9 protein-coding genes are annotated in these 13,316 nt (G+C 64.6%); 6 read left to right on the top strand and 3 right to left on the bottom strand.

What is annotated here, in order from left to right; genetic code table 11:
* Window positions 1–66 precede the first annotated feature (66 nt).
* The 3 genes from glxR to gcl all read right to left on the bottom strand — a co-directional run bounded on the left by glxR (window position 67) and on the right by gcl (window position 3,765).
* Window positions 67–954 (bottom strand): 2-hydroxy-3-oxopropionate reductase, encoded by an 888-nt coding sequence (gene glxR, locus FB597_RS01445; RefSeq protein WP_144767728.1) that lies wholly within the window; start codon window positions 952–954, stop codon window positions 67–69.
* Window positions 955–993: 39 nt separating this feature from the next.
* The gene (gene hyi, locus FB597_RS01440) at window positions 994–1,773 is read right to left on the bottom strand and encodes a hydroxypyruvate isomerase (RefSeq protein WP_144767725.1); all 780 of its coding nucleotides are present in this window, start codon (window positions 1,771–1,773) and stop codon (window positions 994–996) included.
* Between the two features lie 216 nt (window positions 1,774–1,989).
* The gene (gcl, locus tag FB597_RS01435) at window positions 1,990–3,765 is read right to left on the bottom strand and encodes a glyoxylate carboligase (RefSeq protein ID WP_144767722.1); all 1,776 of its coding nucleotides are present in this window, start codon (window positions 3,763–3,765) and stop codon (window positions 1,990–1,992) included.
* A 183-nt stretch (window positions 3,766–3,948) separates the two neighbouring features.
* Here gcl and FB597_RS01430 point away from each other — a divergent pair, with 183 nt between their 5' ends.
* The 6 genes from FB597_RS01430 to guaD all read left to right on the top strand — a co-directional run bounded on the left by FB597_RS01430 (window position 3,949) and on the right by guaD (window position 13,269).
* Window positions 3,949–4,869 (top strand): LysR family transcriptional regulator, encoded by a 921-nt coding sequence (locus tag FB597_RS01430; RefSeq protein ID WP_141913044.1) that lies wholly within the window; start codon window positions 3,949–3,951, stop codon window positions 4,867–4,869.
* A 269-nt stretch (window positions 4,870–5,138) separates the two neighbouring features.
* Window positions 5,139–6,437 carry an NCS2 family permease gene (locus tag FB597_RS01425; protein ID WP_141913042.1) on the top strand — a complete coding sequence of 433 codons (1,299 nt, stop codon included), beginning with the start codon at window positions 5,139–5,141 and terminating at the stop codon, window positions 6,435–6,437.
* Between the two features lie 328 nt (window positions 6,438–6,765).
* On the top strand, window positions 6,766–8,274 hold the full coding sequence (gene xdhA / locus FB597_RS01420) for a xanthine dehydrogenase small subunit (protein WP_144767720.1): 1,509 nt from the start codon (window positions 6,766–6,768) through the stop codon (window positions 8,272–8,274).
* A gap of 31 nt (window positions 8,275–8,305) precedes the next feature.
* Entirely contained in the window at window positions 8,306–10,675 is a 2,370-nt protein-coding gene (gene xdhB / locus FB597_RS01415) for a xanthine dehydrogenase molybdopterin binding subunit (RefSeq protein ID WP_144767717.1), read from the top strand.
* Between the two features lie 10 nt (window positions 10,676–10,685).
* Window positions 10,686–11,765, top strand: a complete 1,080-nt coding sequence (gene xdhC / locus FB597_RS01410) for a xanthine dehydrogenase accessory protein XdhC (protein WP_144767714.1) — start codon at window positions 10,686–10,688, stop codon at window positions 11,763–11,765.
* A 205-nt stretch (window positions 11,766–11,970) separates the two neighbouring features.
* Window positions 11,971–13,269, top strand: coding sequence for a guanine deaminase (gene guaD, locus FB597_RS01405; RefSeq protein ID WP_144767711.1), 1,299 nt, complete (start codon window positions 11,971–11,973; stop codon window positions 13,267–13,269).
* Window positions 13,270–13,316: the final 47 nt, after the last annotated feature.

The following is a 13,316-nucleotide window of genomic DNA, read 5'->3' as shown; positions in this document are numbered from 1 at the left end:
CTGGCACAGGGAGAAAGCGTTACCGGCTCGCCTTCGGCATCGCCCGGTTAGTACAAATCAATCGCTTCAGGCCTTGGCGATCTCGTGGTTGGACAGGATCTCCACCGCGCGGCACAGCGCCGAATGGTCCAGGCCGCTCATGCCGTTGGCGGCGCAGGCGTTCATCAGTTCCTGCGCGGCCGCGGTGTTGGGCAGGCTGATGCTGAGTTGCTTGGCGCCTTGCAAGGCCAGGTTCAGGTCCTTCTGGTGCAACTCGATGCGAAAGCCGGGATTGAAGGTGCGCTTGACCATGCGCTCGCCGTGCACTTCCAGGATGCGCGAGGAAGCGAAGCCGCCCATCAGCGCCTGGCGCACGCGCGCCGGATCGGCGCCAGCCTTGGAGGCGAACAGCAGCGCTTCGGCCACGGCCTGGATGTTGAGCGCCACGATGATCTGGTTGGCGACCTTGGTGGTCTGGCCGTCGCCGTTGCCGCCAACCAGGGTGATGTTCTTGCCCATCAGTTCGAACAGCGGCTTCACATCGTTGAAGGCGGACTCCGAACCTCCCACCATGATGGTCAGCGAAGCGGCCTTGGCGCCGACTTCGCCGCCCGAGACCGGGGCGTCCAGGTACTGGCAGCCCAGCGCGTTGACCTTTTGCGCGAAGCCCTTGGTGGCGATCGGCGAGATCGAGCTCATGTCGACCACGATCTTGCCGGCCGACAGGCCTTCGGCCACGCCCTTGTCGCCGAACAGCACGGCTTCCACGTGCGGGGTGTCCGGCACCATGACGATGACGATGTCGGCGCGCTTGGCGACTTCGGCGCCCGAGGTGCAGACGGTGGCGCCGCCTTCCAGCAATGCCGCCGGCGGGTTTTTCTGGTCGTGCAGGTAGAGCTTGTGGCCGCCCTTTTGCAGGTTTTCCGCCATGGGTGCACCCATGATGCCCAGGCCAATGAATCCGACTTTTGCCATGCTGTTTCTCCTTGATGATTGATGTTATGTCGATAAAGCTTAAAGGTCGTGTTCCTTGATCCAGCCCAGTCCCTCTTTCGTTCCGGCCTTGGGCTTGTACTCGCAGCCGATCCAGCCTTGGTAGCCGATCTCGTCGAGGAAGCGGAACAGGTAGCGGTAATTGATCTCGCCGGTGCCGGGTTCGAAGCGGCCGGGATTGTCGGCCAGTTGCACGTGGGCGATCAGCGAAAGGTTGGCCTTGATGGTGTTGGCCAGTTCGCCTTCCATGCGCTGCATGTGGTAGATGTCGTACTGCACGAACAGGTTGTCCGAACCGGTGGACAGGATCAGTTCCAGCGCCTGTTTGGTAGTGTTGAGGAAGAAGCCCGGGATGTCGAAGCTGTTGATCGGCTCGATCAAGAGGCGGATGCCATGCTCCTTCAGCTTGCCGGCGGCGTACTTCAGGTTGCCGACCAGGACTTCGCGCGCGGCTTCGCGCGAGACGCCAGGCGGCAGGATGCCGACCAGGCAGTTCAATTGCTGCACGCCCAACGCGCGGCCGTAGCGGATGGCGTCGTCCACGCCGGCGCGGAATTCGGCCACGCGATCCGGATGGCAGGCGATGCCGCGCTCGCCGCCGTCCCAGTTGCCGGCCGGCAGGTTGTGCAGCACCAGTTGCAGCTTGGCCGCGCGCAGGCGGTCGGCGATCTGCTCGGGATCGAAGGCGTAGGGGAACAGGAATTCGACGGCCTTGAAACCGGCGTCGGCGGCCGCCTGGAAGCGGTCGAGGAAAGGCTGTTCGGTGAACAGCATGGTGAGGTTGGCAGCAAGTTTGGTCATGGGTGCTCCTATCGTTTTTCTATTTCCCCGTTCGGGCTGAGTAGCCGCACAGCGGCGTATCGAAGCATCGCCGTCATCCGCGCCTTCGATACGCACCTTCGGCGCTACTCAGTCCGAACGGATACATATCCTTCCGGCCAAAAGGTGGCGTCGCTCTTGCCGGCGACTTTTGTCTCCTCTTCGGATCGGTGCAATGCAGCGACTCAATTCAGCCGCTCAGTCGAGCATGCTGATGGCAGTCGGCGCGTGTTCCGGCTTGGTGGCCAGTTCCTCGAATTCATTGATGGCGTCGATCTCGGTGCCCATGGCGATGTTGGTGACGCGCTCCAGGATGATTTCCACCACCACCGGCACGCGGAACTCTTCCATCAGGCGCCTGGCTTGCGCGAAGGCGTCCTGGATGCCGTTGGGATCGGTCACGCGAATCGCCTTGCAGCCCAGGCCTTCGACCACGGCCACGTGGTCCACGCCGTAGCCGTTGAGTTCCGGCGCGTTGACGTTCTCGAACGCCAGCTGCACGCAATAATCCATGTCGAAGCCGCGCTGCGCCTGGCGGATCAGGCCGAGATAGGAGTTGTTCACCAGCACGTGCAGGTAAGGCAGGTTGAACTGCGCGCCCACGGCCAGTTCTTCGATCATGAACTGGAAGTCGTAGTCGCCCGAGATTGCCACCACCTTGCGCTTGGGATCGGCGGCGACCACGCCCAGCGCGGCGGGGATGGTCCAGCCCAGCGGGCCGGCCTGGCCGCAGTTGATCCAGTGGCGATCCTTGTAGACATGCAGGAACTGCGCGGCGGCGATCTGCGACAGACCGATGGTGGCCACGTAGCAGGTCTCGCGGCCGAAGGCGCGGTTCATCTCTTCATACACGCGCTGCGGCTTGACCGGCGTTTCATTGAAGTTGGTCCGGCGCAGCATGCTCTTCTTGCGCTGCTGGCATTCGTCCAGCCAGGCCGAGCGGTCGGGCAGCTTGCCGGCGGCCTTCATTTCCTTCGCCACGTCGACGAACAGCTTCAAGGCGGCGCCGGCGTCGCTGACGATGCCGTAGTCGGGGCCGAACACGCGGCCGATCTGGGTCGGTTCGATATCGACATGGACGAACTTGCGGCCCTTGGTGAAGACGTCGATGGAACCGGTGTGGCGGTTGGCCCAGCGGTTGCCGATGCCCAGCACGAAATCCGACGCCAGCATGGTGGCGTTGCCGTAGCGGTGGCTGGTCTGCAGGCCGACCATGCCGGCCATCTGCGGGTGGTCGTCGGGGATCGCGCCCCAGGCCATCAGCGTGGGGATGACCGGCACGCCGGTCAGTTCGGCGAACTCCACCGCCAGCGCGGCCGCATCGGCATTGACCACGCCGCCGCCGATGGTCAGCAGCGGGCGCTCCGATTCGTTGAGCATGGCCAGCGCCTTTTCGATCTGGGCGCGGGTGGCCGCGGGGCGATAGACCGGTAGCGGCTCGTAGGTATCGGGGTCGAACTCGATCTCGGCCATCTGCACGTCGAACGGCAGGTCGATCAGCACCGGGCCGGGGCGGCCCGAACGCATCAGGTGGAAGGCCTGCTGGAACACGCGCGGCACCAGCGCCGGCTCGCGCACGGTGACGGCCCACTTGGTGACCGGCTTGGCGATGGATTCGATATCGACCGCCTGGAAGTCTTCCTTGTACAAACGGGCGCGCGGCGCCTGGCCGGTAATGCACAGGATGGGGATGGAGTCGGCCTGGGCCGAGTACAGGCCGGTGATCATGTCGGTGCCGGCCGGGCCCGAGGTGCCGATGCACAGGCCGATGTTGCCGGCCTTGGCGCGGGTGTAGCCTTCCGCCATGTGCGAAGCACCCTCGACGTGGCGCGCCAGCACGTGCTTGATGCCGCCATGGCGCTTCAGCGCCGAGTAAAACGGGTTGATCGCCGCGCCCGGCACGCCGAAGGCTTGCAGGCAGCCTTCCTTTTCCAGCACATAAACCGCCGCGTCGACTGCTCTCATCTTTGCCATGTTGTTCTCCAGGATTGCTGATTGCGATAAGGTGATGGCCGCCCTTGGCGGGCATACCGTTTTCCGATTCATTCTGGAGCCCATCCTAATCGCTACAATTTCGATTGATAAGAACAATAAAAATCTGTTTATTACTTATCAAAAGTATGGAAATATAGAAAAAGTATTGAATTGGATCGGAGAATGGACAAACTCAAACAGATTGAAGCTTTTGTCTTGGTGGTCGATAAAGGCAGCCTGGCGGCGGCCGCGCTGGAAGAGAAAGTGACGCCGGTGATGATGGGACGGCGCATCGACGCCCTGGAAAAACGCCTGGGCACCAAGCTGATGCACCGGACCACGCGCCACCTGACGCTGACCGAGCAAGGCAGCGTGTTCCTCGACCATTGCCGCAAGCTGCTGGAGCAGATGGAGACGGCCGAGAAAAGCATCGCCGAAGGCCGCCACAAGGCCACCGGCCACCTGGTGGTTTCCACCCCCGCCGCCTACGGCCGCCTGCACGTGGCGCCGCATGCCCCGGCTTTCCTGGCGGCGCACCCGGAGGTGCAGATCTCGTTCAACCTGACCGACCGCGTGGTCGACCTGGTGCGTGAAGGCTACGACCTGGGCATCCGCATCGGCGGCGCGATCGAGCCCAGCTTCGTGGCCGTGCGCCTGGCCAGCAACCGCCGCGTGGTGTGCGCCTCGCCCGAATACCTGCACAGGAACGGCATGCCCAAGACGCTGGATGACCTGTCCGGCCACAATTGCCTGGCCTTCAACCTGCAGGGCGGCCAGCAGCGCGGCTGGTATTTCCAGCAAAATGGCAAGCCGGTGATCGTCAAGGTGCAGGGCAACCTCGATTGCAACGACGGCGAACTGCTGCACCGCTGGGCCGGCGAAGGCCTGGGCCTGGCCTGGCGCTCGACCTGGGAAATCCAGGCGCAACTGGCCTCGGGAGAACTGGTGACGGTGCTGGACGACTATGCCCTGCCCCACTACGACATCATGGCGGTGTATCCGCAGCAGCGGCACCTGCCGGCCAAGACGCGGTTTTTCATCGATTACCTGAAGGAGATTTATGCGCAGCCGGATTATTGGAACCGGGCGGCGGCGAAGCCATGAACGATATCGGCATCAACGGGATTCCATACCCGTGCATCCGCAATGCGCCGCGCCAGCCCTCTTGCCACCAACCTTTTTTAAGCGCCTCATATACATATAACCATATGTTTATAGTGGCTATTTCCCGCGACTTACGTCCTCACCATGAAATTCAACGACATTACGTACGCTGCAACCAATACGCATACAGCAACGCCCATTTTTTGCCAGCAAGTGAAGCAGGCAAGTTTTCCGGCGTATAAAAAAGGACCAAACGGAGACAACCAATAATGAACGCGCTAGACAACTACTTCAAACTCAGCGAGAACGGCACCACCGTCCGCACCGAACTGCTGGCAGGCCTGACCACCTTCCTGACGATGGCCTACATCATCTTCGTCAACCCTTCCATCCTGGGCGATGCCGGCATGCCCAAGGATTCGGTGTTCGTCGCCACCTGCCTGGCCGCCGCCATCGGCACCCTGATCATGGGCCTGTACGCCAACTACCCCATCGGCCTGGCGCCCGGCATGGGCCTCAACGCCTACTTCGCCTACGCGGTGGTCAAGGGCATGGGCTTCCCCTGGCAAGCTGCGCTGGGCGCGGTGCTGATCTCGGGTTGCCTGTTCCTGGTGGTCAGCCTGCTGCGCGTCCGCGAACTGATCATCAAGAGCATCCCCAAGTCGCTGAGGACGGCCATTCCGGCCGGCATCGGGCTGTTTTTGGCGATCATCTCGCTCAAGAGCGCCGGCATCATCGCTGCCAACCCGGCCACTTTCGTCACCATGGGCGACCTGCACCAGCCGGCGGCGGTGATGGCCATCATCGGCTTCCTGGTGATCGTGGCGCTGGACAAGATGAAAGTGCGCGGCGCGCTGCTGATCGGCATCCTGCTGGTGACGGTGCTGAGCTTCTTGTTCGGCGGCAACCACTTCAGCGGCGTGTTCGCGCCGCCGCCGTCGCTGGCGCCGACTTTCCTGCAGCTGGATGTGAAGGGTGCGCTGTCGATCGGCTTGCTCAACGTGGTGCTGGTGTTCTTCCTGGTCGAGCTGTTCGACGCCACCGGCACGTTGATGGGCGTGGCCCAGCGCGCCGGGCTGATGAAGGAAGGCAAGATGGATCGCCTCAACAAGGCGTTGATGGCGGACAGCACCGCCATCGTCGCCGGCTCCCTGCTTGGCACCTCCAGCACCACTGCCTATATTGAAAGTGCGGCCGGGGTGCAGGCAGGCGGCCGCACCGGCCTGACCGCCGTGGCGATTGCCGTGCTGTTCCTGCTGTGCCTGTTCATCGCGCCGCTGGCGGGCGTGGTGCCGGCTTATGCGACTGCACCGGCGCTGTTCTTCGTGGCTTGCCTGATGGTGCGCGAACTGGTGCACATCGATTGGGACGACACCACCGAATGCGTGCCGGCCGTGATCACCGCGCTGGTCATGCCCTTCACCTACTCGATCGCCAACGGCCTGGCGCTGGGCTTCATCAGCTATGCCGGCCTGAAGCTGCTGACCGGGCGCGTGAAGGACGTGTCGGTGGTAATCTGGATCATTGCCGCGATCTTCCTGTTCAAGCTGATCTACCTCGGCGAATAAGGCAGCGGCAAGCAAAGGCAGTAACCAACGGCAGTAACGGGATGCGCCGCGCAAGGCAGTGCATCCCGGGATTGTCAAACGATGGAATTGGACAATCGTTCCCGACAGAACGAGATGGACAATCAGTTCCATCCTTTGAGAACCCCGGCACGTTTCTTGAATGCATGTCAACGCAAGAAACGGCAGTGCAGGAAGCAGAAAAAGATCCGCCCATGCGCGGAACAAGCGCTTCCCGCTCGCTCGAACAATAAGAGTGCGCCCCACGATCCGCCCTGGAGCGCGCCGCAAAGCAGCAACTGTTTTGTAGACAATTACATAGAGCCAACACATGTCAGAACCGATTCGCCCCATCCAACGCCCTGTCCAGCGCCCTGTCCAGTTCTATTACCGTGGAGAGATCCGCCAGGCCCAGGGCCTGCCCAATACCCGCACCGTGTTGCAGCACCTGCGCGAGGACCTGCATTGCACCGGCACCAAGGAAGGCTGCGCCGAGGGCGACTGCGGCGCCTGCACGGTGGTGCTCGGCGAGCTGCACGACGGCAGGCTGGAATTGAAGACCGTCAATTCCTGCATCCAGTTTTTACCGACGCTGGACGGCCGCGCGCTGTTCACCGTGGAAGACCTCAAGCAATCCGACGGCTGCCTGCATCCGGTGCAGCAAGCCATGGTGGAATGCCACGGTTCGCAATGCGGCTTCTGCACGCCTGGCTTCGTGATGTCGCTGTGGGGCCTGTACCTCAAGCATGACCAGGACGGCATCGCGCCGAGCAAACGCGAGATCGACGATGCGCTGTCGGGCAACCTGTGCCGCTGCACCGGCTATCGCCCCATCATCGACGCCGCGCGCCGCATGGGCCAGTTGCCGTCGGTAGAGTTCGACCGCGAACAGGTGGCGCAGGCCTTGCGCGGCATCCAGCGCGAAGAACCGCTGGCGGTCACCCACAACGGCCAGACTTTCCATGCGCCGCGCACGCTGGCGCAACTGGCGCAATTGCGCAGCGACCTCCCCCAGGCGCGCATCCTGGCCGGCTCGACCGACGTCGGCCTGTGGGTCACCAAGCACATGCGCGATTTGGGCGACATCATCTACATCGGCCAGGTGGAAGAACTGCGCCGGATGCAAGAGCGGGACGGCTTCCTGGAAATCGGCGCCGGCATTTCGCTGGAGCAGGCCTACGGCGAACTCAACAAGCATTACCCGCAAGAACTCTCCGAGATGTGGCAGCGCTTCGCCTCGATGCCGGTGCGCAATGCCGGCACCCTGGGCGGCAATGTCGCCAACGGCTCGCCCATCGGCGACTCGATGCCGTGGCTGATCGCGCTCGGTGCGCAGATCGTCCTGTTCAGTGTGGATGGCCGGCGCACGATGCCGCTGGAAGACTTCTATATCGCTTACCAGAAGTCGGCGCTGCAGCCCAACGAAATCGTGCAGGCGGTGCGCGTGCCGCTGCCGCGCGCCGGGGTGCAGTTCCGCGTCTACAAGCTGTCCAAGCGTTTCGACCAGGATATCTCGGCCGTGTGCGCCGCCTTCGCCTTCACGCTGGACGGCGGGCGGGTGAAGGAAGCGCGCATGTGCTACGGCGGGATGGCCGCCACGCCCAAGCGCGCGACGCAAGCCGAAGCCGTCCTGAACGGGAAGGACTGGAGCGAAGAACAGGTGCGCGCCGCCATGGCGGCCATGGCGCAGGACTACGCGCCGCTGTCGGACATGCGCGCCACCTCGGCCTACCGCCTGCGCACCGCGCAAAACCTGCTGTACCGCTACTGGCTGGAGACCCGCGCCGAGGCGCCGCTGGCGGCCGACGCGGTACGCGCCTTCGCCGTCGCGGCGGCGTGAGCGTGACAGACAGAATGAGCTGGAGAGAACGATGAACAAGCAAACTGAAGAATTCATGTCCAGGCTGGCGCTGCCGCCCAAGGGCTGGGCCGAGGTCGGCAAGCCGCATCCGCACGAGTCGGCGCAGCTGCACGTGACCGGCGAAGCCACCTATACCGACGACATCGTCGAGCTGCAAGGCACGCTGCATGCGGCGCTGGGCCTGTCGCAAAAGGCCCACGCGAAGATCCGCGACATCGACCTGTCCAAGGTCAAGGCCTCGCCCGGCGTGGTGGCGGTGTTGACCGCGGCCGACATCCCCGGCGAGAACCAGTGCGGCGCCATCATCAAGGACGACCCGGTGCTGGCCGACGGCCTGGTGCAGTACGTGGGCCAGCCGATCTTCATCGTGGTGGCCGACAGCCATGACAACGCACGCCGCGGCGCACGCTGCGCGGTGATCGACTATGAGGAACTGGAACCCATCCTGACCCCGCGCGCGGCGCATGCGGCGCAGTCCTACGTGCTGCCGCCGATGCACCTGACGCGCGGCGCGCCGGCCGCAGCCCTGGCCCAGGCGCCGCACAAGCTCAAGGGCCAGTTCGACGTCGGCGGCCAGGAGCAGTTTTATCTCGAAGGGCAGATTTCCTACGCTATCCCCAAGGAAGGCCGCGGCATGCATGTGTATTGCTCGACCCAGCACCCCAGCGAGATGCAACACCACATCGCGCACGTGCTGCATGTGGCCTCGCATGACGTGCTGGTGGAATGCCGGCGCATGGGCGGCGGCTTCGGCGGCAAGGAATCGCAGTCGGCGCTGTGGGCCTGCGCGGCCGCGGTGGCGGCGGTGCGCCTGCGCCGTCCGGTCAAGCTGCGCGCCGACCGCGACGACGACATGATCGTCACCGGCAAGCGCCACTGCTTCGCCTACGACTACGAGATCGGCTATGACGACAACGGCCGCATCGTCGCGGCCAGGGTCGACATGGTCTCGCGCGCCGGCTTCTCGGCCGACCTGTCCGGCCCGGTGGCGACCCGCGCGGTGTGCCACTTCGACAATGCCTACTACCTGTCGGACGTGGAGATCCACGCCATGTGCGGCAAGACCAACACCCAGTCCAACACCGCCTTCCGCGGCTTCGGCGGCCCGCAGGGCGCCATCGCGATCGAATACATCATCGACGAGATCGCCCGCAATCTCGGCAAGGATGCACTGGAAGTGCGCCGCGCCAACTTCTACGGCAAGAGCGACGCCGATGGCCCCGATGCCCGCAACACCACCCACTACGGCCAGAAGGTGGAAGACAATGTGATCCACGCGCTGGTTGACGAACTGGAGCGCACCAGCGACTACCAGGCGCGGCGCCAGGCCATCGCCGCGTTCAACGCCGGCAACGAAGTGCTGAAGAAGGGCCTGGCGCTGACGCCGGTGAAGTTCGGCATCTCCTTCAACGTGCCGCACCTGAACCAGGCCGGATCGCTGGTGCATGTCTACACCGACGGCTCGGTGCTGGTGAACCACGGCGGCACCGAAATGGGCCAGGGCTTGAACACCAAGGTGGCGCAGGTAGTCGCCAATGCGCTGGGCCTGCCGCTGGAGCGCGTGCGCTGCACCGCCACCGACACCAGCAAGATCGCCAACACCTCGGCCACCGCCGCTTCCACCGGCAGCGACCTCAACGGCAAGGCGGCGCAGGACGCGGCGTTGCAGATCCGCGCGCGGCTGGCGCAAGTGGCGGCCAAGCGCTTCAATGTCGAGGTTGCCGACGTGCGCTTCGCCGACGGCCTGGCGATTGCCGGCGAACAGTCGCTGGCCTTCCCCGACCTGGTGATGCAGGCCTATCTGCAGCGCGTGCAACTGTGGTCGGACGGTTTCTACTCGACCCCGCGCGTGCACTGGGATTCCAAGACCATGAACGGCCACCCGTTCTTCTATTACGCCTATGGCGCGGCAGTGGCCGAAGTGGTGATCGACACCCTGACCGGCGAATGGAAACTGCTGCAGGCCGACCTGCTGTACGACGCCGGCGAAAGCCTGAACCCGGCCATCGACATCGGCCAGGTGGAAGGCGGCTTCATCCAGGGCATGGGCTGGCTGACCACCGAGGAACTGTGGTGGAACAAGGACGGCAAGCTGATGACGCACGCGCCCTCGACCTACAAGATCCCGGCGATCTCGGACTGCCCGGCGCAACTGCGCACGGCGCTGTTCAAGAACAGCAACGTGTCCGACACCATCCACCGCTCCAAGGCCACCGGCGAGCCGCCGCTGCTGCTGCCGTTCTCGGTGTTCCTGGCCATCCGCGATGCGGTCTCGGCGGTGGGCGGCCATCGCGTCAACCCGCCGCTGCGCGCGCCGGCCACGTCCGAGGCCATCCTCGACGCGGTGGATGCGGTGCGCGCGGCCGCGGCGACCCAGTAAAGGAGCATTCATGACGACATGGCTTGCCGCGTTGAGGGAATTGCAGGATGCCGCCACCCCGGCCGTGCTGGTGACAGTGGCCGGGATCCAGGGATCGACGCCGCGCGAGGCCGGTGCGCGCATGGTCTATACCGCCGACCGGCAGTACGACACCATCGGCGGCGGCCACCTGGAATGGCGCGCGGCGCAGATCGCGCGCGCCATGCTGGCAGGCGACCCCGGCCAGTTGCCGGCCCAGCGCCGGCTGGAGCGTATCGCGCTCGGCCCGAGCCTGGGCCAGTGCTGCGGCGGGGTGGTGTTCCTCAGTTTCGAACGGGTCGAGCCGGCCGCCGCGGTCGTGTGGAAGGCGTTGGAGGCGCACTGGCGCAATGGCGTCGATATCTGGCGCGCCTTGCCGCTGGACAATGCCGATCCGTTGCAATTGGTGGAAACCGACGGCGAAGCCTGCGACCTCAACGGGTCGGACAACGGCCTGCACGCCATGCTGACTGGCGACGTGCGCCAGACCTGCGTCACGCGCGATGCCCATGGCCGCCGCTGGCTGCTCGACCTGTGCCGCGCGCACCAGCCGCAAGTGGTGCTGTTCGGCGCCGGCCATGTCGGCACGGCCATCGTCAAGGTACTGTCCAACCTGCCCTGCCGCGTACTGTGGGTGGATGAACGCGAAGACATGTTCCCCGCCGGCCTGCCGCCGCAGGTCACGGTGGAAGCCACCGATGTGCCCAATGCCGCAGTCGACATGGCCGAGCCGGGTGCGTATTATCTCGTCATGACCCACAGCCACGCCCTCGACCAGCAACTGACCGAACGCATCCTGAAAAGGGACGACATCGGCTGGTTCGGCCTGATCGGCTCCCATACCAAGCGCAAGCAGTTCGAACACCGCCTGGCCGAGCGCGGCATCACGCAAGAGCAGTTGAACCGCATGACCTGCCCCATCGGCATTCCCGGCATCTACGGCAAGGAACCGGCCAGCATCGCCATCGCGGTGACGGCCCAGTTGATGCAATTGTGGGAGCTGCGCTTTACGCAGGCCCGCAACAAATTCCCTCCGGCATTGGCCACACACGCGCTGGACGGCAGAGGCTGAGGAACACCCTGCCGTCACCCTGAGGCTCCCTCCGGACAAGACGATCGCACCATGCCGGCCCCCTGCCGGAGCCTCGCTACGATTCCGCTTTAACCCATCAGGAAGGCGTTGCTGCGTCTGCGCCATCCAGTATGATGACCATTGAATCGATGCCGCCGGCGCGCTTTCCTTCCCCGCGCGCGGCGGCCAGTATTGAGGACACGCCATGAGCACATCCATGCAAGCCTACCGCGCCAGCCTGCTGCACTTCACCAACGATCCCGCCTTTGACGAACGCGCCACCCAGTGGCATGCCGACGGCCTGCTGCTGGTGGAAGACGGCAAGGTCAAGGCGGCCGGCGACTACGCCCGGCTGATCGCATCGGTCCCCGCTGGCGTACCGGTGCAGGACCACCGCGGCAAGATCATCTGCCCCGGCTTCATCGACACCCACATCCACTATCCGCAAACCGACATCATCGGCTCGCCGGCGCCGGGCCTGCTGCCCTGGCTGGACAATTACACCTTCCCGGCCGAGCGCCGCTTCGAGGACGGCGAGCATGCCGCCGAGGTGGCCGACTTCTTCCTGGCCGAGCTGCTGCGCAACGGCACCACCAGCGCGGCGGTGTATTGCACCGTGCATCCGCAGTCGGTGGACGCTTTCTTCGAAGCCAGCCACGCGCGCAACCTGCGCATGGTGGCCGGCAAGTGCCTGATGGATCGCAACGCGCCCGACTTCCTGCGCGACACCGCGCAAACCGGCGTGCGCGAGAGCGAAGAGCTGATCAAGCGCTGGCACAACAAGGGGCGCCAGCACTACGCCATCACGGTGCGCTTCGCTCCGACCTCGACGCACGAGCAGATGAAACTGGCCGGCGAGCTGGCGGCGCAGTATCCGGATGCCTACATCCAGACCCATGTGGCGGAAAATACCGATGAAGTGAAATGGGTAAAGGAGCTGTATCCCGACGCCCGCAGCTATCTGGACGTGTACGACCAGTACGGCCTGATGCGCCGGCGCGCGCTGTATGCGCACTGCATCTGGCTGGACGACCAGGACCGCGCGCGCATGGCGGCCACGCAATCGGCCGCCACGGTGTGCCCGACCTCCAACCTGTTCCTGGGCAGCGGCCTGTTCGACTTCGTGAAGGCAGACAAGGCGCGCGTGCCGCTGTCGCTGGCCACCGATGTGGGCGGCGGCACCAGCTTCTCGATGCTGCAGACCATGAACGAACTGTACAAGGTCGGCCGCATGGGCGGCACCTACCTGCCGGCGCAGCGCATGTTCTACCTGGCCACGCTGGGCGGCGCCCGCGCATTGCAGCTGGAAGGCACCATCGGCCACTTCGCGCCCGGTTGCGATGCCGATTTCATCCTGCTCGATCCGCGTGCCACGCCTTTGCTGGCGCGCCGCAGCGCCAACACCGACAGCCTGGAAGAGCAACTGTTCGCGCTGGCCATCCTGGGCGACGACCGCGCCATCGCCGCGACCTACTCGGCGGGCCGGCTGGCGCACCAGCGTTAAGTTTGATGCCGCAAAAAGCAAGCCCGGCATCTCGACGATGCCGGGCT

Source organism: Herbaspirillum sp. SJZ099, from assembly GCF_007828355.1.
Taxonomy (GTDB): domain Bacteria; phylum Pseudomonadota; class Gammaproteobacteria; order Burkholderiales; family Burkholderiaceae_D; genus Herbaspirillum.
Note: the sequence above shows the minus strand (reverse complement) of the source record. Positions and strands in the feature narration are given on the sequence as shown.

Bases quoted from the DNA above. Each gene is read 5' to 3' on its own strand.
- glxR (WP_144767728.1), bottom strand. From the start codon at position 954: ATGGCAAAAGTCGGATTCATTGGCCTGGGCATCATGGGTGCACCCATG.
- hyi (WP_144767725.1), bottom strand. From the start codon at position 1,773: ATGACCAAACTTGCTGCCAACCTCACCATGCTGTTCACCGAACAGCCT.
- gcl (WP_144767722.1), bottom strand. From the start codon at position 3,765: ATGGCAAAGATGAGAGCAGTCGACGCGGCGGTTTATGTGCTGGAAAAG.
- FB597_RS01430 (WP_141913044.1), top strand. From the start codon at position 3,949: ATGGACAAACTCAAACAGATTGAAGCTTTTGTCTTGGTGGTCGATAAA.
- FB597_RS01425 (WP_141913042.1), top strand. From the start codon at position 5,139: ATGAACGCGCTAGACAACTACTTCAAACTCAGCGAGAACGGCACCACC.
- xdhA (WP_144767720.1), top strand. From the start codon at position 6,766: ATGTCAGAACCGATTCGCCCCATCCAACGCCCTGTCCAGCGCCCTGTC.
- xdhB (WP_144767717.1), top strand. From the start codon at position 8,306: ATGAACAAGCAAACTGAAGAATTCATGTCCAGGCTGGCGCTGCCGCCC.
- xdhC (WP_144767714.1), top strand. From the start codon at position 10,686: ATGACGACATGGCTTGCCGCGTTGAGGGAATTGCAGGATGCCGCCACC.
- guaD (WP_144767711.1), top strand. From the start codon at position 11,971: ATGAGCACATCCATGCAAGCCTACCGCGCCAGCCTGCTGCACTTCACC.